The organism is Eubacterium sp. BIOML-A2 (genome assembly GCF_009680135.1).
Classification (GTDB): Bacteria; Bacillota; Clostridia; order Lachnospirales; family Lachnospiraceae; genus Faecalicatena; species Faecalicatena contortus_B.
Genome location: NZ_WKZK01000078.1, coordinates 1 through 23,357, shown reverse-complemented (window position 1 = coordinate 23,357; position 23,357 = coordinate 1). Strand labels below are relative to the sequence as shown.

At 40.9% G+C, this 23,357-nt stretch carries 21 protein-coding genes; all 21 read left to right on the top strand.

All coding sequences use genetic code 11. The annotated features are described in order from the left end of the window. Positions 1-194 precede the first annotated feature (194 nt). Positions 195-794 (top strand): sugar ABC transporter permease, encoded by a 600-nt coding sequence (locus tag GKG43_RS20980; protein WP_173020132.1) that lies wholly within the window; start codon positions 195-197, stop codon positions 792-794. Between the two features lie 8 nt (positions 795-802). Then, positions 803-1,621, top strand: a complete 819-nt coding sequence (locus GKG43_RS23465) for a carbohydrate ABC transporter permease (protein ID WP_050640630.1) — start codon at positions 803-805, stop codon at positions 1,619-1,621. A 19-nt stretch (positions 1,622-1,640) separates the two neighbouring features. Next, a complete protein-coding gene (locus GKG43_RS20970; RefSeq protein WP_129879819.1) occupies positions 1,641-2,831 on the top strand; it encodes a glycoside hydrolase family 172 protein in 1,191 nt (396 codons plus the stop codon). 13 nt (positions 2,832-2,844) lie between these two features. Then, positions 2,845-4,032, top strand: a complete 1,188-nt coding sequence (locus GKG43_RS20965; RefSeq protein WP_050640628.1) for a Gfo/Idh/MocA family oxidoreductase — start codon at positions 2,845-2,847, stop codon at positions 4,030-4,032. A gap of 243 nt (positions 4,033-4,275) precedes the next feature. Further along, a complete protein-coding gene (locus GKG43_RS20960) occupies positions 4,276-5,136 on the top strand; it encodes a tyrosine-type recombinase/integrase (protein WP_055154952.1) in 861 nt (286 codons plus the stop codon). Between the two features lie 286 nt (positions 5,137-5,422). Then, positions 5,423-9,160 (top strand): hypothetical protein, encoded by a 3,738-nt coding sequence (locus tag GKG43_RS20955; protein WP_129879818.1) that lies wholly within the window; start codon positions 5,423-5,425, stop codon positions 9,158-9,160. A gap of 14 nt (positions 9,161-9,174) precedes the next feature. After that, positions 9,175-9,489, top strand: a complete 315-nt coding sequence (locus GKG43_RS20950; RefSeq protein WP_055154942.1) for a hypothetical protein — start codon at positions 9,175-9,177, stop codon at positions 9,487-9,489. Positions 9,490-9,528: 39 nt separating this feature from the next. Further along, on the top strand, positions 9,529-9,720 hold the full coding sequence (locus GKG43_RS20945) for a MazG-like family protein (protein WP_129879816.1): 192 nt from the start codon (positions 9,529-9,531) through the stop codon (positions 9,718-9,720). Positions 9,721-9,986: 266 nt separating this feature from the next. Then, a complete protein-coding gene (locus GKG43_RS20940; protein WP_050640604.1) occupies positions 9,987-10,652 on the top strand; it encodes a TetR/AcrR family transcriptional regulator in 666 nt (221 codons plus the stop codon). Positions 10,653-10,756: 104 nt separating this feature from the next. Next, positions 10,757-11,671, top strand: coding sequence for a DUF4097 family beta strand repeat-containing protein (locus GKG43_RS20935; protein WP_050640603.1), 915 nt, complete (start codon positions 10,757-10,759; stop codon positions 11,669-11,671). A 126-nt stretch (positions 11,672-11,797) separates the two neighbouring features. Beyond that, positions 11,798-12,457: a TetR/AcrR family transcriptional regulator gene (locus tag GKG43_RS20930; RefSeq protein WP_050640602.1), complete on the top strand. Its 660-nt coding sequence runs from the start codon at positions 11,798-11,800 to the stop codon at positions 12,455-12,457. A gap of 97 nt (positions 12,458-12,554) precedes the next feature. Beyond that, entirely contained in the window at positions 12,555-13,820 is a 1,266-nt protein-coding gene (locus GKG43_RS20925; protein ID WP_055153384.1) for an MFS transporter, read from the top strand. 110 nt (positions 13,821-13,930) lie between these two features. Beyond that, a complete protein-coding gene (locus GKG43_RS20920; RefSeq protein WP_055153382.1) occupies positions 13,931-15,607 on the top strand; it encodes an SWIM zinc finger family protein in 1,677 nt (558 codons plus the stop codon). A gap of 385 nt (positions 15,608-15,992) precedes the next feature. Continuing rightward, a complete protein-coding gene (gene nth, locus GKG43_RS20915; protein ID WP_055153380.1) occupies positions 15,993-16,631 on the top strand; it encodes an endonuclease III in 639 nt (212 codons plus the stop codon). 11 nt (positions 16,632-16,642) lie between these two features. Further along, positions 16,643-17,461 carry a DNA glycosylase gene (locus GKG43_RS20910; RefSeq protein ID WP_330612217.1) on the top strand — a complete coding sequence of 273 codons (819 nt, stop codon included), beginning with the start codon at positions 16,643-16,645 and terminating at the stop codon, positions 17,459-17,461. An 85-nt stretch (positions 17,462-17,546) separates the two neighbouring features. Further along, positions 17,547-18,716 (top strand): HNH endonuclease domain-containing protein, encoded by a 1,170-nt coding sequence (locus tag GKG43_RS20905; RefSeq protein WP_055155278.1) that lies wholly within the window; start codon positions 17,547-17,549, stop codon positions 18,714-18,716. Positions 18,717-18,773: 57 nt separating this feature from the next. Continuing rightward, on the top strand, positions 18,774-19,382 hold the full coding sequence (locus tag GKG43_RS20900) for a class I SAM-dependent methyltransferase (RefSeq protein WP_055155279.1): 609 nt from the start codon (positions 18,774-18,776) through the stop codon (positions 19,380-19,382). Positions 19,383-19,611: 229 nt separating this feature from the next. Beyond that, positions 19,612-20,307: a hypothetical protein gene (locus tag GKG43_RS20895; protein WP_129879814.1), complete on the top strand. Its 696-nt coding sequence runs from the start codon at positions 19,612-19,614 to the stop codon at positions 20,305-20,307. Between the two features lie 49 nt (positions 20,308-20,356). Beyond that, the gene (locus GKG43_RS20890; protein ID WP_050640594.1) at positions 20,357-20,605 is read left to right on the top strand and encodes a hypothetical protein; all 249 of its coding nucleotides are present in this window, start codon (positions 20,357-20,359) and stop codon (positions 20,603-20,605) included. 230 nt (positions 20,606-20,835) lie between these two features. Further along, complete coding sequence (locus GKG43_RS20885; protein ID WP_055155282.1) at positions 20,836-21,702, top strand: DUF6615 family protein; 867 nt, start codon at positions 20,836-20,838, stop codon at positions 21,700-21,702. A 157-nt stretch (positions 21,703-21,859) separates the two neighbouring features. Further along, entirely contained in the window at positions 21,860-23,113 is a 1,254-nt protein-coding gene (locus tag GKG43_RS20880) for an ATP-binding protein (RefSeq protein ID WP_055155283.1), read from the top strand. Positions 23,114-23,357 lie beyond the last annotated feature (244 nt).

Sequence of the window (23,357 nt, the reverse complement as noted above, 5' to 3'; positions counted from 1 at the left end):
ATTGTATCAAATGGGCTGATGCGCGGTCTAACTGCGCTAAACTGCGGCCTGGGTGGGCCGGAGGCCCGGAATAATCAATCAGCAATTATATCGATGTATTAAGAGATTCAACATTCTGGGACAGTCTACTTATAACAGGCAAATATGCCGGAATATATGTAATTGCTGTATATCTGCTGTCTCTTGGAGCTGCCGTGTTTGTTCATTCGATCCGTGGAAATAAGAGGCAGCAGGCTGTGAGGATCGGGATCTATCTTCCGAATACGATTTCAACAATTGTAGCGGCAACATTGTGGACTTTTTTATTCAATTCCAGAAACGGTTACATTAATAAAATATTGGAACAATTAGGAATAAGCAGGCAGCTTTTTCTTGGATCAAAGACACAGGCGTTGGTTTGTGTAGCTATAGTAGGAATATGGATTGTTTTTGGGTACAATATGATTATTTTTCTTTCGGCCTTAAAAGACGTTCCCGCAGATTATTATGAGGCGGCAAAAATAGACGGCGCTAATGCTGTACAGAGATTTTTTAAAATCACGTTCCCCTTAATAAAAGGGACAAGCATATTTATATTGATCACAACTGTTATCTCATCATTTCAAGTATTTGATCAGATTAGGGTCATGACAGCAGGCGGACCGGCGAAGTCAACAGAGGTCACAGTATATTATGTTTATCAGCTTGCATTTGAGCAGTACAGGTTTGGCTATGCATCTGCGATTGCAGTATCTCTGGCGCTGATTATAATGATTATTACAGTAATACAGTTAAAACTGTTAAAATTTAAGTAGGTGATACAGTGGCAAAAAAGACGAGAATATTAATTTTAAAAACTTTAGTTGCCTGTACTTTTTTGGTTTTCGCATTATTTCCGATTATTCTGTTTATCAGTAGTTCATTGAAAAAAGAGACGGAAGTATTTGATTACAGGATTATTCCACAGCATATTACGCTTGATGCATTTAAAGAGGTATTTGAATCACTGGATGTTCTTACCGGTATCGGAAACTCACTTTTTGTTGCGGTAATGGTTACCGTTTTGGCTTTGATCATCCATTCAATGGCGGCATTTGCCTTTGCAAGACTAAGATTTCCGGGAAAAAGAGCCTTGTTTATGTGGGTCTTAAGTACAATGATGATTCCGTTCCCGGTTATAATCATTCCATTGTTTTTTATAATCAAGGGTATGGGGCTCGTCAATTCTTTGTGGGGGATGATACTTCCCATGGTGCCGCACGCATATGGTGTGTTCCTGTTCCGGCAGTATTTTATAGAGATGCCGGATGCATTGTATGATTCAGCCAGAATTGATGGATGTACTATTTTTCAGATATTCAGAAAAATATATGTTCCTCTTGCGAAACCAATGTTTATTACTCTGGGAGTTTCCTTTTTTGTGACAAATTGGAATTCCTATTTGTGGCCGACTATAGTTGCACAGGATCAAAGTAAATATACGATACAGATACAGATCGCAACATTGATGGGGTCGTTGAGAATCTCATGGAATCTTATTTTGGCAGCATCGGTTGTGGCGGTCATTCCAACTGTTATTATTTTTATCTTCCTTCAAAGATATTACCTTGAAGGAATTAAGATGACAGGTATAAAAGACTAAAAATAACGGAGGATTTATTATGTTTGGAGAAGAAATGTTTACATTCCCGAAGGGTGTTGTTTCAAGGTGGGCAAGTTTTGAAAACACGGATGGAGAAAAAGGAGCCGGAGGAAAAGCAAGAAATGGAAGAAAGGGATCGCCATGGTTTGCTCTTGGAACCGGAGAAAGCAGAGTCCTTGCACACGCGGAAAATACAAGCGGTATCATACGGCGCATTTGGATTACAATAAGCGATCAGACGCCGGAGACGCTTCGGGGCCTGAAGCTTGAAATGTTTTGGGATATGAATGATAAGGCGGCGGTAAGCGTTCCGCTTGGTGATTTTTTCTGTGTAGGACTAGGAAAAACAGCTGTATTTAAAAACGCACTTTTTTCAAATCCTGAGGGCAGAAGTTTCAGTACATACATCCCGATGCCGTTCAAAACAGGAATGAAAATTGTGATAACAAATGAATCTAAGACCACTGTCAGACATTTTTACTATGATATTGATTACACGTTAGGGGATTCGCTGGGAGAGGATATACTTTATTTCCACTCATATTTTAATAGGCAGAATTTAACCTGCCAGAAAAAGGATTTTGAAATTTTGCCGTGTGTTAAGGGCCGGGGGAGGTTCCTGGGGACAAATATGGGAGTTCGGTGCAATACAAAATTGTATTCTGATACATGGTGGGGAGAAGGCGAATTTAAGGCGTATATTGACGGAGACGATAAGTATCCGACGATATGCGGAACGGGTGTCGAAGATTACATTGGGACAGCGTGGGGACAGGATTATTTTTATGATTTATACTGTGGCTGTCCGGTGTATGATAAAAAATATATGGAACTGTGTTGTTATCGCCTCCATATCCCTGATCCGATTTATTTCAATACAGATTTCAGAGCGACGATTCAGCAGATCGGCGGCGTTGACAGAGACGATTATTTCCATCATGCCCAGCTGCTTTACAAGAATCAGGCGGCTGATAACCGGATTATTTCTGTAGATGGAGAAGAGGTAGATTTTGCTGATATCCCTATGTTAGACGGCCGGCCGCTATTATTTGAGAGAGAAGATGATTGGTCCTGCTGTACATATTTTTATCTTGACAGTCCGGTAAATGATCTTCCTGAGCTGATGGATGTATCTAAACGAAGCGAAGGCCTTGTACCCCGTCCTGGAAATATGGGGATTTATCCTCAGGAAATGCCGCTTTTTAATTAAAGGGAGGATCTGTATGACTGATCATAAAATTAAGGTTGGGATTGTAGGGATAAGTTTTGGCATGGAATTTATTCCAATTTATTTAAGGCATCCTGATGTATATAGTGTTGCAGTAGCAGATACGAATGACGATTTGATAAAATTGGCAAATGAAAAATTTGGAATCGCAGACCGGGATTGTTATAATAATTTTGAAGAATTATTGAAAGATGAGACAATAGACGCGATACATATTACAACGCCTCCGGCGACACATGCAGATTTTTCTATACGTGCCTTAATGGCGGGAAAGCATTGTGGCTGTACGATACCTATGGGAATGAATCTAAAGGAATTAGAAGATGTCATTCGGGCAAGAAAAGAAAGCAAAAAACAGTATATGTTTATGGAAACAACCGTATTCGGAAGAGAGTATTTTTACGTGAAAGATCTTATAAATAGAGGTGAATTCGGAAAAATACAATATATGACATGTGCTCACTATCAGGATATGGAAGGATGGCCGTCATATTGGGAAGGATTTCCGCCGCTTATGCATCCGACGCATGCTATTGGACCTTGTTTTATGCTTTTAAATGACTATCCAAAGGAAGTATATGCGAAAGGATCCGGGCGGATCAGAGATGAATTGATTGGGCAGTACAATTCGCCTTTTGCGTTTGAGAGCGCTTTGGTCACAATGAAAAACAGCGATGTTGCGATTGAAATGGAACGTTTTTTATATGGAGTTGCCCGAAGTTATTCAGAATGCTTCAGGATATATGGAAGCCAAATGAGTTTTGAATGGCAGCAGCTTGCTTCGGAAGATCCGGTTATTTATAAACGGACAGGGGGAATTCAACAGGAAATGGTCGATATTGACGGCGATCCTCAGAGATATAGCAGAGGCTCTGAAATTACAGAAGATAGAATAAAAGTACCGGACTATGCCTCACGACTTCCGGAGAGTATTGGTTCATTTACGACAGAAACAGTGTATAATGATGAAAATACGCATCTCTCTTTTAAACAGGGCGGAGGACATGGTGGATCGCACCCGCATATGATTCATGAATTTGTTCGGGCGATTATCGAAAACAGACAAGCTGTACCAGACGATATAGCAGGTGCTTATTGGACAGGAACTGGTATATGCGCACACAAGTCAGCTATGAAAGGCGGAGTGACAGTCAAAATTCCTGAATTTGAAAAGCTTGTATAAATGTCACAAACATGCGGCAGATGTAATAGTAAGAGGATCAAAATCAGGAAAATATGACGGAACTTATACAGAACCCCGGAAATGTAGATAAAATGGACGTTTCCGGGGCCGCTTTATGTCTTTTGGTCCGGATCAGAATATAGCTTCTCGGATAAACTAAATATGGAAAAAAATACCAGTCAACTTGATGCTGGGGCATGTTATGATAAGGACAAAACTGTTACGATAAAGGAGTGCATATTTATGAAGCGAATGATATTAGACTTGAAAATTATGGAAGAATACAAAGCATATTTGTATGATGAAGAACGCAGTAAAGCAACAATCGAAAAGTATATGAGGGATATTACGCATTTTTATAAATATTTGCCGGAAGGAAATAAACAGATTACAAAGGAAGTTCTGGTTAGATATAAAAACAGCCTTTCTGATCAATATAAGATTTCCAGTATCAATAGTATGATTGTTGCATTGAATGGGCTGCTTGAGTTTATGAAGTTAAGCAATCTAAAATTAAAGCTTTATAGAGTCCAGAGTTCGGTATTCTATGAAGAAGATAAGGAACTGACCAAAAATGAATATAAGAGACTGCTCGATACAGCGTTGAGAGGTGGGAATATACGTCTCTATATGCTTTTGCAGACGATTTGCGGGACTGGGATCAGGGTATCAGAACACAGGTATATTACTGTTGAAAGTTTGAAAAACGGAAAAGCAATTGTTCACAATAAAGGGAAAGTAAGAGTTATTTTCATCCCAATGAAGCTGATAAAAATGCTGAAGGATTACTGCATGAAAGAGAATATTAACAGAGGGCCGGTCTTTATTACCAGGAATGGAAAACCAATGGATCGGAGCAATATATGGAATGCCATGAAGAAACTATGTAAGGAAGCTAAAGTCTGTGAGAATAAGGTGTTTCCCCATAATCTAAGACATCTGTTCGCATTAACTTACTATCGTATGCAAAAGGATGTTGTCAGACTGGCAGATATACTTGGACACGCAAGTATAGAAACGACGAGGACCTATACGACGACAACTGGAAAAGAGTGTAAAAGGTGGCTTTCAAAGATGGACCTGGTTGTTTCTTCCTATACATAAAAAAACAACATAATATGTATTATGTTGTTTATGGAATAAAACTTTTTAAAACAAAATAGTAATTCCTACTTGTTTTGTATTAGTATATATCAATTGGAAAAAATTTACAATATATAATCTTAAAAAATGTCTGAAAAATCTAATAAAATCCAATACAAAAAATTCTGAAAGCTATAATTGGTTAAATTTCCCTAATCAAAAAGACTTTACGCTTTAATATACATTACGGGATGAGCCTGTTTTACGACATAATACATATTATGTTGTAAAACAGGGGGAGTTCGTAATGGGAAAAAGAATTAAAAATTATTGGGGGAGAATGCCAGCTTTATTTCTTGCTTTACTTATGGTTTTATCGGCTGTTTTATCTGATACCGGAAAACTGAAGGTAAAGGCTTATGAGGCGCCGAGCGGATATCGTTTCCAAATTATTCCGAATGAAGAGGGTACGGAAGCAGATATTATAGGAGATGGGACAAACATACATGAGGGAGTTGAGATAGTAGATATCCTTGACCCGGATGGGGGCAGCATGGATTTGGAGAATGGTTCTTATCATGTAACCCAAAATGAAGTGTTCTCATTTCAAGTGTTTTTCAGGACACCAACAGGAGAGCATTCAGAGAATATTGATGTGGCGGTAGATTCGCTCACGGAACCGGCTGAAGCACCTGCATCACCTGAAACACCTGCATCACCTGAAATACCTGCATTACCTGAAATACCTGAAGCACCTGAAACACCCGGAGACACATTGGAAACACCGGAAGGTTCACCGGAGTCTGCGGATACAAAGACAGTGGGTGAATTAAAGGCTATGAAAATAGCAAGTAATACATCTACAATCTCTGTCCCAATGTATACAGAAAATGGTTTAAAAGAGATGGGAGATTATAATTTTGCAGGAGGAGAGATCACCGGAATAGAAGACCAGGAATTTGACGGAGAGCCTTATAAGTTTGTTCGTGCACAAATTCAAATGTCTGAAGGCGGAGTTACAAAAGCATATCCTATACATTACTACGATTTCATCGATGGAGTTTACTTCTATGCATTAGACCAGGGGGAGAACAGTGACTTCGATATCGCGTATGAAGTACCTAGCGGGGCAGTTATTTCCTTTATATTTGATCTAAATACAGCCGAGTTTTCAGTCACAGTCGTGAATGATAAAGAAAGTGCAGGCTTTGAACTGGAGTATCTCAGAGGCTTTATTCAGAACAGTGATGGGAGTGTAAGCGCAAGATACAAGACAGAAGTGAAAGTTAAGCTAACGTATCCACCGGGATATTATGCAACAGCGCCGTCAGCAAATATCACGCCTGCCGGCATTGAGTTTAAGCATTCTGAAACCAATGTGCCGGTACCGGATATTAGAGCAGAAGAGGATAAGGACAACAGGACGGTTACCTATTCTTTTACATATCCGAATTATCCCGTCACGATGACGGTAGTGGGAGACGAAGAACGGGATCAACTTATTTATGGGGTGTATGAGAGAACAGGTGATAAGCAGAGCAGCGGTGAAGGCGGGAACAGCTGGCTGAGAAAGACGGATGCCTCGGGTAGGTATCAGGATCCAGATCCGTATTATGGTACAAACTATATGGATAGTAACGAAAAGGCTTCAATAGCCCGCACGGGTCCGAAAAAAGTTAAAGTGATTACTGATGCTGGAAGTATAGAAGATAAAGATATTTCAACCGGGACATTCAGCAGCGGCGGTGAATTAATATTTGAGTCCTATATGTACCGCACAGGAGGAGTAGGCGTGGGAGGATCTCCATTTTATTTTTACTGGCCCTCCCCCACACTGACACTGAATTATTTCCCCAATGGGGAAGATTTCTCAACTTACATGCCGATCAGCGAAACTTTTACACTTTGGGAACCTAGCTGGAGGGATACAAGCAACACAGGTGCGTCGCAAATTATGAGAGAATATACAGCGAAAAACGGGGCAAAGATTAAAGTCAGGCTTATGAAGGCTCAATATACCCCGCCGTCCGGCGGAGGCCGTGATTCCTATGAGTTCAGGGCGCTCATAACGGTCAGCAATATAAAGAACAGCTTTTATTTACAGACACAATCAAGCAGCAGTGCACAGGGGCCGCATTATTTTGATAAACTTACCAATATTTCCACGGGTTCAAATGGCGATGCGCTGGATTCCTATATGATACGGGACACAAAGGATAACTCAGGTAATCCTACCACAGGAAATCAGACAAAAGTAGGGATTTCTACCGGGAAAATGTTTCTGGATAAGCAGTCGATCGCAAATAAGAATTATGCTGCGGGCACAGGATACCCGGGGGCGGCAGATACGGATCATTTTTTTAAGTTTGCCGTCACACCAAAGTGGGGGTATACTAATCCGAAAATATTAAGCTTTGATGAAACGGGGACAGATCCCATCAGTACGCAATATTCAGTTGAGAGAGAAAAAAAAAGTTTACTTGAGCTTGGGAATTATTCATGGTTTAATGCCGGTGCCGAAAGCAGGGAGGAAATCAGTCCTTTCCAATATGTACTGTTTATGCCTGTTGCTAATAAAACGGGACGGCATAGCCAGCGTGCGGTTGATATTACTGCGGAACGAATCAGCGGGACTGTTACGAATAATGAACAGTATGTTACAACGGAAAAGCCTGATAATCTGATTGTAAAAAACGGGGTCAATTTTGACCTTCTGGAGCAGAACAAGATTGTTTTCTCAGATAGTTTTCAAGCCCCAGATGATCCAAGTGGAGGGAATGGGACATTCGTTGGCTTTAAGGCTGAGATTCGTGCAGTGGAAAACCCCTTGCTGCCGGCAGACTATGTAAGGACATTGTATAAGGATATAGCAGGTAAGGAATATTTCAGGCCGGGGGATTCGATTGACATTTCCGACTATTTCCGCCGTGATACAGCCGCACTGCTGGCTGCATCGGATAGTGGCCCCTTGAATGACGATGAAAAAAAACGTCTTGCGTTAATTATGTATACTTCCGTATTCGAAGTAGAAATAGTGCCTGTTTATCAACAAGGTGGAATTTTACCTGGCGAGTATGTAACCGGACACATAAATAAGTATTTACAAAATGTTTCTGAAACAGACCTTACTTACAATGCTGCACCTTCCGATACAAAGTATGTAAAGATGATAAGCGGTTCGAATATTATCTTCAAAAATTTTGCGGAAACGTATGACGGTCAAGGGGACGCTTATACATATTATCTAAATATGGAGCACACAACTTCTCTGGATAGAGTACCAGCGGATAATCAGGAAGTCGCTTCTGTGAAATATGACAGGGGACTTAATGTCAGCTATATAGATGCAGACGGAAGTCCACTTACCAGCCTCACTGATGAGAATAGCTATAGAACTTATGCTGGAAAAAACAGCGCTGCTATTAATTTCCCCGATAAATCACAGTATCCTGCCGGGAAGGTGTTCGACCACTGGACGGTTGAGGAAATGTCGGATACAGGAGCATGGACAGAAAAAACGGGACTTACATATAAGGAAGGCGATACAGCTGTTTATACATTTGCATCCGGTCAGAATGCGAATAATAAAAGCATACGCCTGAGAGCAGTGTGGAAGGACATCAGCCCTGATTCCTACATCTCGATCCCGAAAAATATCCTGCTGACTGAAAATGGAACGAACCTCAATCCGGACAAGGATCATGCGGGGGCGAGGGTAACGGTTGCTTACAAGAGCGTGAGTGGAAGCAATAAACAGGTGAATGTAGACGTCCTGAAAAACTTTGAACTTATCCAGACTAATGACCAGAATAAAAAACTATTGGTTTCTTCTTATGACAGTCAGGGGCAGCTGTTAGATGCACCGGCCATCAGTGAGGGCTATGCAAGAGCCGGTGTATTAGGCACGGCAAACCAGTCTCAGGATATCTGGTTCAACACGAAGTCCCAGGAGGGCAACGGGGTATACAAAGGAGTCTTCCAGATCAGTACCGATCCAACGGATACAGGGCAGGGGACCTTGTTTTATATCTCCGCTGTACAATAAACGGGAGGTGCATCATGACAAGAAAAATAATAAGTGCAGGCATTTTATTGATGCTTCTTCTATTCAGCGGAGGCACCGTCTCGGCAAACGGGAATACCGGAGGCGGCGGGGACAGCGGACAAACAAAATTCATCTATATTGCAGATAATAGGCCTCCGGTGGTTGAAATTGAGAGAGGGGAGGGTGTGCACGCCACAGCCCTCAAAACAGGTGATTCAGGCGTAGTGCTAGGCCTGAAAGTCTTGGTAATTGCATCGGCAGCACTGCTGATGTTGATTATATACTATAAAGAAAAAGAAAAAGGAGAATCAGATTATGAAGAAAACTAAATTTATGAGTATGCTGGCACTGACAGCAGTAGTTAAATCATGAACGATGAAATAAAGCGCCGGCATGTTGAAGAGGAACTGGCAGATGTACTGTTTTTTGTACTGCGTTTTGCTCAGATGAATCACATGGATCTTAAGGATATACTGACCAGGAAAATACAGAAGAATGGCCAAAAGTATCCTGCCGATGAAGTAAGGGGTAAAAATTTTAAGTATAATGAATATAAATAAGTGAATAAGTAAAGAAGCTATATTTTGGTTTCGTTCAAGTGATTGTTATAGTATATACGCGCAAACATGTGTGTAAAAGGGCAAAAACACATAAACGGCTCAACGGAATTAAAAGTGTTGAGCCGAATTAGGAGGTATCCTGTAATACACGGTCTCAGGCGATCTATTAGCATGGCTGTACGATAATGTTAAAATAGGTTGACTTTTCCATGCGGGTGTGCATATAATATGAATGAATAATTCATTCACTAGAAAGGGCTGTTTACATGAAAAATGAAAGAATCCACGCTATTTATGATGCTTCTGTGCAGCTATTCCTTCAGCAAGGGTATTCTAAAACGCAGATCAGCCACATTGCCAGGAAAATAGGCGTTTCCGTAGGTACCATATACCATGATTTTACAGGAAAAGAGGAAATCATGCATTTCCTGCTGAAGTGCACTTTGGATCCAGATTTTATTGAAAGAGATTTTGAAAGACCCATAACAGAAGAACTTTTCTGGGATCTGGATCAGGAAATAAAGGATGCATTTGAATCTATTGCAGATGAGTTCGGAAGGAATCTGGAGCATGCCGGGACATCCTATGGTTTTGAAGATTTGATTTCGGATGCATTTGACCTGATGTCCCGATATGCTGTGGGATGTCTCTTCATAGAAAAGAACCCGATGGACTGCGGACGTTTGATTCAATATTACACAGATTACCGGAAACAATTTTTCGACACGATGTCAGCCTATATGGAGTCATTTATCCAAACAGGAATTATACGTTCGTTAAAAAGCGTGAAACTTTCCACCAGTCTGATCATTGAGACGCTGTCATGGTGGGCCATGGATGTTCGTTATGTTACTTTTGAGAAGCAGGATATTTCACCGGAAGAGGCGAAGGAAGTATGTATGGATAATATGATCCATGCCTATAAAAAATGAAACAGCAATGAAACAATGGGGCAGGGATGTCCCCAATATTTTAAACACAATATGAATGAATGGTTCACTCAAACCGAGAGAGCAGGAGCTTAGGAGGCTGTATTATGAAGTATGCAGGAAAAATATGGGGATGCGGTATTATAGCTGCAGTTACAATATTAATTGGAGGAGCATGTGCAAAAAAGCCGGCAGATGAACCGAATGTACTTAAATTTCCATCTGACAGCATAACAGAATTGAATATATTTTATGATGAGGAGGAGATTACATTTTACAAAAGCAGTGACGAGACAATTACAGTAAAAGAATTTATGACAGACTGTGATAAACGATATTTTGCGAGTGTGAAACAACAAGGAAATTCGCTGCAAATCAGCGAAGGGAAAAAGCCATTATTTAAAAGTGGTTTTCACAGATACGTGGAGGTCTATCTGCCGGATTCTTATTCGGGCAGCCTGGGGGTTACGACTACAGATGGGGATATTAATCTAAGTCGGACGGTCCTGGATTTGGAAAGCCTGCGGATTGACAGTACGTCCGGTACGGTTACGATCAGCGGGGCCAGTGCACCATCCATTTATTTATCCACGACCAGGGGAACATTGAAGCTGGGCAAGATCCGGGGCGGGCAGATCCGCCTGGAAACAACCTCAGGAGAACTGAAATGCAGCAAAATGGAAGGTACAATCTCTTACACTACCACAAGCGGGAATGCAGTAATCAAATCCGCAGCAGGCAGCGGCGTTTACCGGGCAGAGAACTCTGGGAAGCTGTATGTTTCATATGAAAAGGTGGATGGAGATTTATCCTTTTATAATAAAAATGATAAGATCGAGCTCCTCCTTCCACGGGGGCTGGAGTATGAACTGAGAGCGGTAACGAAAAACGGGACCGTCAAGGCCCCTCTTTCAGACGGGATGCTTGTTGAAAAGGGCCGCATAGAAGGGGATGTGGGCGATAGGCCGACAGTGAAGATCGAGTTGGAATCTAAGAATGGAGATATTCGGGTTGAGCAATAAGATACGGGATATAGTGTATTAGTTTTACATCCTTTCCACTAAAACATAAAAATCTCTTGACATACATACCGTAAGTATGTAAAATAAACATACCGTTAGTATGTTAAAGAGAAATAGGAGTGAGACATGGCAAGAAACAAATATCCTGAAGAAACCAGGAATTTAATCATTGATACCGCTGCCCGTCTGTACAGTGAGAAGGGGTATGACCATACATCCATTCAGGACATAATCGATCACCTGGGCGGTCTAAGCAAGGGGGCCATATACCATCATTTTAAGTCAAAAGAGGATATCATGATGGCAGTTGCCGACAAGATGTATCTTGGCTCTGAGTCAGAGATGATGAAGGTCTCCAATAGAAAAGATCTGAGCGGGATGGAAAAGCTGAAGGAACTTTTCCGGGTATCTGCGTTCAATCCTGCACAGAAGGAGATGTTTGAAGTGGCTCCGGATATGCTGAAGAACCCGCAGCTTCTCGTGCTATATTTGCGTGACTCTGTCCAGAGAGAGGCAACGGAATTGGTCTGGAAGGTGATTGAAGAGGGAATCGAAGACGGTTCCATTCAGACGGATTATCCAAAGCAGCTGGCGGAAGTCATTATGCTGCTGGGAAATGTATGGCTCAACCCGATGATTTATCATTGCGGTCCGGAGGAGATGATTGAGAAGGTAAAGTTTTATCACATAATACTGCAATCATTTGGGATCAATGTTATTGACGATAAAGTGCTGGCTGCTTTGGAAGAATATGCAGCTATATATCAGAAAAACAAGAATAATTAGGATGATCACAATCTGTCCTGCCTGAACAGGACAGATAATTTTTGGATATATACATACCAACGGTCGGTATCTAAAACAAAAAATGGAGGCAGAATATATGAAGCAAAAAAAAGGATTCTCAAAAGATTTTTGGCTGGTCGTGGCCGGTCAGATTATTTCGTTGTTCGGCAATGCGGTTATGAGATTTGCATTGCCGATTCATCTGCTGAACGTAACGGGTTCAGCGGCGGTACTTGGTGTTGTTTCCGGGTGCGCATTTATTCCTCTGGCGGTAATGTCACCCATCGGAGGTATCATAGCGGATCGGGTAAATAAGCGAAATATCATGGTATTTTTGGACTTTTTTACTTCGGCCCTGACAATCCTCTTTTTACTATTTTACGGAAAAGTTAATATAACGGGGCTTGTTATGGTGATGCTGTTTATGCTTTACGGCATATCCGGCGCTTACCAGCCTTCCGTGCAGGCCAGCATACCGGTGTTGGTGTCCGGTGAAAGAGTGATGCAGGCAAATGCAGTCATTAATATGGTATCTTCGCTTTCAGGTCTTCTGGGGCCTGCACTTGGAGGAATTGCATACAGTTTATGGGGGATTTACCCGGTTTTGGCTATGGCTGCAGGATGTTTCTTTTTATCGGCGGTCATGGAACTCTTTATTCATATCCCCTCTTCACGTAGGACACGGAATGTCTCCGTACTGCGTGAGGCAGCTGCAGATTTAAAACAAAGCATATCTTACATCAGCCGTGAAAAGTCTGAGATCGGAAAGCTGACACTTTGCTGTGCGGGGGTAAATCTGGTGATGTCCTCCCTGATGATTATAGGGCTTCCTGTAATCGTTATGCAGCTGCTGAGGTTTTCAGAGAGCGAAGCATCCAGATTGTATGGATTCATGCAGGCGGCACTGGCGGTCGGCGGACTGGCAGGCGGAGTGGGAGCCGGTGTGCTGGGGGCAAGACTGAAAGTGGGGAATAGTTGGAGACTGATAGCATACTGTGGAATTCTCCTGGGGCCTATCGGTGTCATTTTGATGATAGACGGTCCGGCATATCTGACGTATGCGGCGCTGACGGCAGTAGGAATGGTTATCATGGCATTATCATCTATATACACCATCCAGATTATGTCCTATATCCAAATGACAGTGCCGCAGGAAATGATCGGAAAAGTAATATCCTGGATCATTGCGGTATCAACCTGTGCACAGCCGGTTGGGCAGATGGTCTATGGTTTTCTGTTTGAGAAGCTGGATCATGGGGTATTTATTATCTTTTACGCGGCGGCTGCGCTTGGGCTTCTGATTGCGTGGTACAGCAGGAAAGCGTCAGGAGAGCTTGGGGGTGAAATGCAGCCAATATTCTGAGTTTAAACTGAATATATTGCAGAAGCATGCTGATTTCCATCACACGGAGTGATATAATTAAAAAAAGTGATATGGAGGCAGTACATATGATATATGAGGGATAGGAAAATTTGTTTTCTTCCAAGATATTAGAAAGAGGCTATGATTACTGGGCCGAAGGATTGGTTTCCGATGTCTTGTCTACAGAAGACGGCTATGAGGCAATTGTAAGCGGCTCATACAATTATGAAGTGGAAATTATAGTAGATGATGATGAAGTGCTGGAGATGTATTGTGACTGCCCTTATGCAGAGGAGGGAAGATACTGTAAGCATATGGCGGCGGTTCTGTATGAGCTTACAAATCAATGTATGGCTGCCGGGAGCAGCAGATCTGCAAGTGATTCCGGAAAAGCCGGTGACATCCCGGATACAGAACACAGGAGACAGGAAATCGCCGCTTCCGTTGACCGTGTGAGTGAAGCTGATCTCAGAGATTATGTCAAACAACTTCTGTACAAGGATAAGAACTTATATGAGAAATTCAAAATCCAGTATGAATTCAGCGACAGCCGGGAAATGATGGAGATATTCAAAAGTCAGATCGATAAGATTTTCGAAGAACAGTGCCAGGAGTACGGATACCTGGACTATTACCATGCCTCAAAATTGGAAAAACAGATATACAGGATCATGGGGGATATAACGGGGAAACTGATGAAGTGTGGCTGCTATCAAGAGGTTTTTGAACTGTCGCTGTATTTATATAAAGAGCTTGAATATGTGGCCGTCGACGAATCAGACGGCGTAACAGATGAGATTCTTGAACTTTGTACTGAAATATGGGAAGAGTTATTGGATGATTGCGGTGAACAGAGTATCGGGGATATGATATTCTCAGGTTTAAAAGATATCGTAAGCAGAAGTGGAGTGCATTACCGGTCAGAAAGGGCCTGGGGGTTTATGCAGGACTTCTTTGACGAAAGAGAATATATCACAGAAATGTTGAACATTGTTGAAGAGGCATTAAAGAAATGTGATAGCCGGAAGGTCACCTGGGAGGATTCTTACACAATAAGTACCTGTGTGACAGATATACTATATTTTATGGAAGAGCTGGGGTATTCGGACACTGAATTGACGGAATTTTCGCGGCAGTACTGGAATCTGGATGACGTACGGAGATATTGGATCAGCAAGGGCCAGAAGGCAGGCGCTTATGAACAGACAATCGGTCTTATCAAGGAAAGTTTGGAACAGTCAAAAGGCAAACCTGTCCTGGTAATGGAATACAGACGCACTCTGATGCAGATTTATAAACAGATGGGGGATGTGGAGAAGTACCGTGCAGAATTAAAAGACATCATCCTAAATGAATCATGGGCCTCGAAGGAAGACTATGAGGAATATAAGGCTTTGTTTACAAGTAAAGAATGGGAACAGGAGCGGGAAGCAGTTTTTACGGCGCCTTATGGCGAGCAGCATTTATATGAATTGCTGCAGGAAGAAGGGCTTTATGGGCGTTTGCTGGAGGCGATAAAAAAATCGGGAAGTTTAAACATACTGCGCCGTTATGAGAAAATATTACAGAAAGAATATGCCGAAGAGATAGTTCAGATATATGCAGACAATATAGAAGGGATGGCGGATCGGGCCAGCAACCGATCAACGTACAAGGAGATAGTACAGATTTTGTCCCATATGAAGGAGTTCAGAGGCGGGGCGGAAATCGTGGAACGGATTGTGGGATCCTGGAGATATAAGTATCGGAAACGAAGAGCTATGATGGAAGAGATAAAGGACTTATAACATTTCATGAAAAAAAGTTAAGAGCTGTTGTTTCATAGTGGAAGAAACTTCTATGGAGCTGCGGCTCTGTTTCTTATATAATAGGAAAGTGCTTAGCACTTGCTAATTATATAAAACCCTCCGGGGGATGCACACGCCATGATAAGGTATATAGCCGCAAAGCGGCGCCAAAGTGTGCAAGCCCCACATGAGTGAGGGGGTGGGAAGACCATGTGGGCTTGCCCACTTTGATCTATAATAGAAACGCAGAGAATTATAACTGGAAAGCAATGTGCAAGGTTGTTATAATAGAAGAAGATTAATCTTGAAAGCGGATAATCCTCCCACCTCTATAGGCGGAGGGTAAGCAAACAGATTTTGATAAATTCTTAATTGGAGGATCAAGATGACAAAAGAAGAATTAGCATTGGAAATCATAGAACGTCTGAAAAAGGAATATCCGGATGCGGACTGTACCCTGGACTATGACCAGGCATGGAAACTGCTTGTGAGTGTGCGTCTGGCAGCACAGTGTACAGATGCCCGGGTAAATGTGGTGGTAGAGGATTTATATGCAAAGTACCCGGATGTGAATGCGCTTGCCCAAGCCGATGTGGAGGATATTGCGCGCATCGTAAAGCCATGCGGGCTTGGCAAAAGCAAGGCCAGAGACATCAGCGCCTGCATGAAAATATTAAAGGAACAATATGGCGGCGGCATACCGAAAACCTTTGATGAGCTGCTGAAGCTTCCGGGGGTAGGAAGAAAAAGCGCCAATCTAATCATGGGGGACGTATTCGGTGAGCCGGCGATTGTGACAGACACACATTGCATCCGCCTGGTAAACCGCATTGGACTGGTAGACAAAATAAAAGATCCTAAAAAAGTAGAGATGGCCTTGTGGAAGCTTATACCGCCGGCGGAAGGGAGTGACTTCTGCCACAGGCTTGTATACCACGGACGGGATGTCTGTACGGCACGGACAAAGCCGCACTGTGATAAATGCTGTCTTGCGGATATCTGCGCAAAGTCAGGAGTGGAGTAGAAGAGATACGGATGAAAGCAATGACTGAAAAAACACTGAATTATTTTGATATATCCCAGATCTGCGATTCCGGACAGTGTTTTCGGATGAGCCAGAAGGGGGAAGATACATATTCCGTGATCGCCGGGGAGAGATATCTGGAAGTCCGGCAGAGCGGGAACCAATGCACATTTTATTGTGATGAGGCAGAATACGAAAATTATTGGAAGCACTATTTTGACCTGGATACTGACTATGAAGACTATCAAAAATGTATCAGCCAGCGTGACCGGTATCTGTTGTCTGCCTCAGAATTTGGCAGCGGCATCCGCATCCTGCATCAGGATTTATGGGAGATGATTGTGTCGTTTCTGATATCCCAGCAGAATAATATTGTCCGGATCAGAAGGTGCATACAAAATATCAGCGAAAAATACGGGGATAGAAAACAGGATGCTGACGGCAACATTTATGATACGTTTCCGAAACCGGAGGCTTTGGCCTGCCTGGATGAGGACGAGCTGAAGGCCTGCAATCTGGGATACAGGAGCAAATATGTGGTCAGGACAGCCAAAAGCGTGGTAAATGGTGATATATCCCTGGATGAGATCCGGCAGATGCCGTATAAAAAGGCAAAAGAAGAGCTGTTGAAGCTATTCGGCGTAGGCGAAAAGGTGGCTGACTGTATCTGTCTGTTTGCGCTCCATCACCTCCAGGCTTTTCCAGTAGACACTCATATTAATCAGGCATTAAAACAGCATTATCCGAAAGGGTTTCCGAAAAGGCGGTATAAGGGCTGTGAAGGGGTTATGCAGCAGTATATATTCTATTATGAGCTTCTGGGAAAATAACGGCTTGATTCATATACAAAAGAAGATCGATGACGGATTGAGCGGCGGTAAATTTGTCAGGTAAGGGATTGGTGGAAACATGAGTATGGAATTAAAATTGGATTCAGAAATTATTTATGAAAATAATCTAGATACAATTAAATTTGCAAAAATGCTGGATGACCCTTCCCAGTGTTATAAATTCTATTGGCTCGAAGCAATCCTGAATTTAATTAGGGATAACGAAGTGGTAAGTTTTGATGCTATTATTAATGAAATGATCTGCGGGGCCTGGTATACAGTCACCTGTTTTCACCTCCATCTGGGACCGGTTATAAAAAACAAAACAGAGAATTTTCTTGAACATGCCATTAACACTCTGGCTAAGAACACGGATTTACCACAAGATGCAGAAAGGGAAGACATTATAGCGGCCATCAAGCTGAATGAAAAGGAACTGAGAAGTGATAAAACGAACCTTACGAACTGCGTTCCGTACAGGCTTTTGTCATCTTTCCTGGATGAGCTCGGAGGCGGGAACAAACTTTGGAACCAGCGGGGGAGGCTGATTGAGTATATCAATCGGATGAATGAAAAAACATCGCTTCTCTACACCATTATTGATGGAAAAGGACTGCAGAAAAAGATCCGAATAAATCCGCACTGGAGGCAGCTGATTCTGGATAACTATCCCGTAATATACAGCTGGATCCAATTAAAGAAAATCCGTTTTCTGCAGGACCGTAACCCGGGGGTTCCCGGCATCATATATAAATTAGAGCGCGAGAATAACAAGGTCCGGAAATTGCATCACGCCAGAGAGCTATGGAAGAGTGCGGTCGAAACAGGCGGCTCTCCGATATATGATATCTACTCAGGAAAAGAATTGGATCTTAAAAGTTATGACTTGGATCACTTTGTTCCACGGTCATACATCGCAAATGACGAATTATGGAACTTAACGCCAATGGAGAAGCGGCTGAATTCCAGCAAGAATAACAGACTTCCCGAATGGGACAGCTATTTTCCGGGGCTGGCTGGCAATCAGTATTACTTATATAAAATTGTTTTCAGCAATCCCGGTATCCGTAAAAAATTCGAAAATTGCAGGAGAGATAATCTCAATGCAATATGGGCAAGTGAAACCTTATTTATCGAGGGAAACACGGAGGAAAGATTTACGAATATACTTGAACATAATTTAAAACCACTGCATGAATCCGCCTTGCTGCAGGGATATGAATTATGGAAATGTCCTGCGGATTTGATTCTGTAGCTGCTTCCTTGAAATAAATAAGAAATCCAGAAAGTTTATGGAAGGCGGGAAATACGGATGGAAGATAGTAAGACAATCACCTATTATAATGAGCATGCAGAGGAATTTATAGAAAACACCTGGAAGGCTGATATGTCAGAAGTTTACGGCCGCTTTTTAAAATACATGGAGCCAGGTGCGCATATATTGGATGCGGGCTGCGGCAGTGGTCGCGATAGCTATTGGTTTATACAACAGGGATATCAGGTGACGGCTGCCGATGCATCAGAGTCGATGTGTAAAGCTGCTGAACGACTGACCGGCCAGAAGGTAGTGCAGTTCCGTTTTGAGGATATGGATTATCAAGAGGCGTTTGACGGTATATGGGCCTGCGCCTCTTTGCTGCATGTAAAGAGAGATAAGTTACCGGAGATAATTAGGAAAATGATGACTGCCTTAAGAGCGGGGGGCGTCCTATATGCCTCCTGGAAATACGGGATTTCTGAAAGATGGTCTGATAACCGGTATTTTTGTGATCTTACACAGGAAGAATTGTTACAAATACTTTCGCAACAAGGTGGATATGTATTAGAGGAATGCTGGATTACAGAGGATGTGCGGGTAGAGCATAAATCAGAAAAATGGCTGAATGCTATTATCAGAAAAAGTAATCGAAAAATAGAATGAATAGCTCGAATTAACTGTCAGACAGAGATTTACATTCTATTTGAAGACACGGTCTGAGTGTATAGAAAATATTTATGATGGGTAGAGACTGATATGAGAAGTTGCATTTAGTATTGCATATTGTGAAAACACATTAGACGTAATAAAATGGTAAAATAATCACTATAGAAAAGAGGAAATCCAAATGCAAAATGGGAACTATATGCCTTCTTATTCAGATGATCACCTTGTGTCAGATAATATTACGTTGGCAGATTATTTGGAAAGCCAGTTTGACTTAGATAAAATAGAACTGCCGAAAGAGTATTTTTACTCATGCCTGCCACTATGCCTTTTAGACGCAATTTATTCAATTGGTGTTACTTATACTTCAACATACAATGTAGTAATAAAATACTGTAAAAAATATAACATTCAGCAGTACAGGCAGAGCGATGCTTTTCCTCCGGCAGATAAACAGCATACAATCAGTCAATTAATAGAAAATATTGAAGAGACGGGGGTACTGGACTTTGCAAGATATGTAGTAGAAAATGAACAGAGAACATCAAGTAAAAATGGAATCTTAAAATCAGAGGCTGTTCTTAATTGTGCAAAAATAATGCAGAAAAACGGTATCGAAACACTGCAGGATTTTACTGAAAAATTCAATGAAAGTATTGCAAAGAAGTATCAAACGGTAAAAGGACAGGGAAGCGGAATCTCTCTTGCTTATCTCAAAATGCTCTGCGGTGATTCAAGTTTGTTAAAACCGGACAGGCATATAATTCGATTTTTAAATGGATTTTTTAGCCGTGAAGTAAAACCGGTAGAAGCGCAGAAGATGATTGCCGAGGCCGCTGAATATCTGAAAAAGAAACATAGAAATATAAATGTACGCAGTATAGATTATCAAATCTGGGCTCATATGAGCCACCTGAAGTAATACGGCAGAATTTAAGAAAGATACAACGGATAATCAGAAAGGAATCGAAATGGCATATAAGAAGGAGTTATGGGCAGAAGCGAAGAAGAAATGCAGGTTGTCAGAGGAAGACATCCGCATGGCAAAAGAAATGGGGCTGAATCCGAAAAGCCTGATCAAGAATATTCCAAGTCCCAAGGAGCAGTGGAAGGCGCCGGTTAAGGTGTGGATTCGGGATATGTATGAAACGCGCCAGAGGAAGGCTGCGCTGAAGAAGAGAAGAAAAGAAGCTGGGAAGAGTCAAGATTCGGTGGATTAAGATATTTTTTATATGGGGAAGTAGTAAAAAGCTTTATGAAACAAAAGGTTGATAATAATACAGCAATATCAGGCAGGTCTTATTGCAGAGTATAACAATCTTGAAAAAGGTGCGGAGGAAGTAAATCTAAAATCTTTTAAATACTATGATAGAATGCTGCCAGCACAAGATCATCTGCCAGAAGGCGGTTTGGGCAATTTGATTGCACTAACCCGGGAGGAAAAGCACTAATGAAAAGAGTAGTAGTTATTGGAGAAGAGGAAGAGGAGCTTATGTTCCATCAGTGTTCTGCTTTTATTTATGAATGGTTACTGAAGCAGGTGCATGTAAAAGAAGAGTCTCTGACAGATTGGCTGCTATATGATATATCAAGCAGCAATCCCAATATTTATTATAAGGCATTTTCACGCCATGAAGAATCAATGAATGGAGCGGATTGGGAGTGGTGGATATTAACGGCGGATCCTTATTATAAAGATAAGTATAATGGCTATAGATTTTTGGTACAGGCTAAAAAGTTATGGCCAAATAATCAGGATAATTATTCATTATTAAGTTATGGTAATAAAAATGGATTCCAGATAGATTTGCTTTTGAATGAAGCCAGATATAGAAATGCGTATCCTTTATATATGTTCTACACGACCACGCAGCCGGACATAACAGAACAAATAAAAAATATTCAATTCATAGGGGAAGAAACACTCAGACGGTGCGAAGACTGCATTAACGGATGTTTTTTATCAGATGCTGGAAGTATTAGCGAGATTCTTTTTAATTTGCCAAGACATAAAATATTTGATACAGAGGTACTAAATCATTCATTGAAATTATCTCTTTTAGATAAATTATTTCAGGATCTGAGCAAGAGCGATCATATATTTAATAAACTCAATCAGAGATTGATAAAATTAGGCGGAATGGACTCTCAATACAAAGACGGGGTATATGGCATTAAGCACAGTGGAAGAGGAATACCGAATTACTTAAAGATTTTTGTCGAACGCCAGGGGCAAGATCTTAGCTGGCTTGAGAGAGAAATGAAGTTTGAGATGGGAGAGATTGGCGGATTAGCTGTTATTGATCTGCGCGAGTGAAATGGGGCAAATTGCCCTGCATGATATAGTAACTGATTATCGTATTAAAAGTATACAGTATTAAAAGTGCGCAAAATCAATCGCAAAAAAATACGATTGATTTTTTGCGCACTTTTGCATATAATATAAACAAGAAAATGGAAAGGATATGCACAGCATGCGTGAAACAAGGGTTATAGAATTCAAAGAAACAATTACAAACACGTTTTTAAAAACAGTAAGTGCCTTTTCAAATTATGATGGAGGAGAAATTTTTTTTGGAATCGATGACGCTGGTAACATTAAAGGAGTGCCGGACATAAAACAAGCATGTTTGGACATTGAAAATAAAATTAATGATAGTATTTCTCCACAACCTAATTATACTCTGGAAATACAAAATAATGATAAAACGATCAAGCTTACCGTAAAAAGTGGTGGTCAAAAGCCGTATTTATACAAATCAAAAGCATATAAGCGAAACGATACAGCGACAATAGAGGTAGATACGCTAGAATTTTCAAGACTTATTTTGGAAGGAAAAAACATCGGATTTGAAGAGTTGCCATATAAAGAACAGGATTTAGCTTTCGAAATCTTGCATCAAAAATTAAAAGAAAGTATTCAGATCGAAACATTTAATCAAGATACATTAAAAACATTGAACCTATATGAAAGATTCAATGGATATAATAATGCGGCTGGTATTTTGGCAGATAAAAATCATTTTCCGGGAATTGATATGGTAAAATTTGGTGAAAATATCAGTATCATTCAAAAGAGAGCAACATTTGAAAAGATATCAGTATTGGATGTATATGACAAAACGTTAGATGTATTTAGAGATTATTATCAATATGAAGAAATACAGGGAGCCGATAGAAAGAAGATCGAAATAATACCAGAAGCTGCATTTCGAGAAGCAATTGCAAATGCTTTGATTCATAGAATGTGGGATGTAGAATCACAAATAAGAGTTCTAATGTTTGATGATAGGATAGAAGTTATTTCACCAGGAGGATTGCCCTCCGGAATAACGGAAGAAGAATATTTATCAGGTAAAATTTCAGTTCTAAGAAATAGAAATCTTGCAAACGTATTTTATAGATTAGGGTTTGTTGAGATATTCGGAACAGGCATTACAAGAATAAAACAACTCTATGAAGAGGGACTGAAAAAACCAGAATTTGAAATATCAGAAAATACAATTAAGATGGTACTTCCGGTTTTTGAGGAGAATTTAAATTTAACGGAAGATGAGAAAAAGATATATAAAGTTTTAAGTAAAACAATATTAAAATCAATTAGCGAAATTGCACCGTATGTCCCGTTTGGCAAATCAAAGACAACACAGTTGTTGAAAGATATGGGACAAAAAGGTGTCATAAAAGTTGAAGGTAGGGGAAGAGGTACTAAGTACGTAATAAAGTAATTGAGAATTCGGGGAGAGAATATTTTTAAGATATGAAGGAGAATAAGGATTGTGATTAAAATATAAAAAATATTATCCAGACCACCAAGCAAGGAAGGTTTTTGATGATATGCTGGGATTTCGAGCTTTATGTGATAATTATGAAGATATACTGGATCTTGGCGATTTATAATGGTCTCATAAATTAAGACACTTTTTCGGACAGATTTTAATGAATCTGATATACTAAAATCAGTATGAAAGA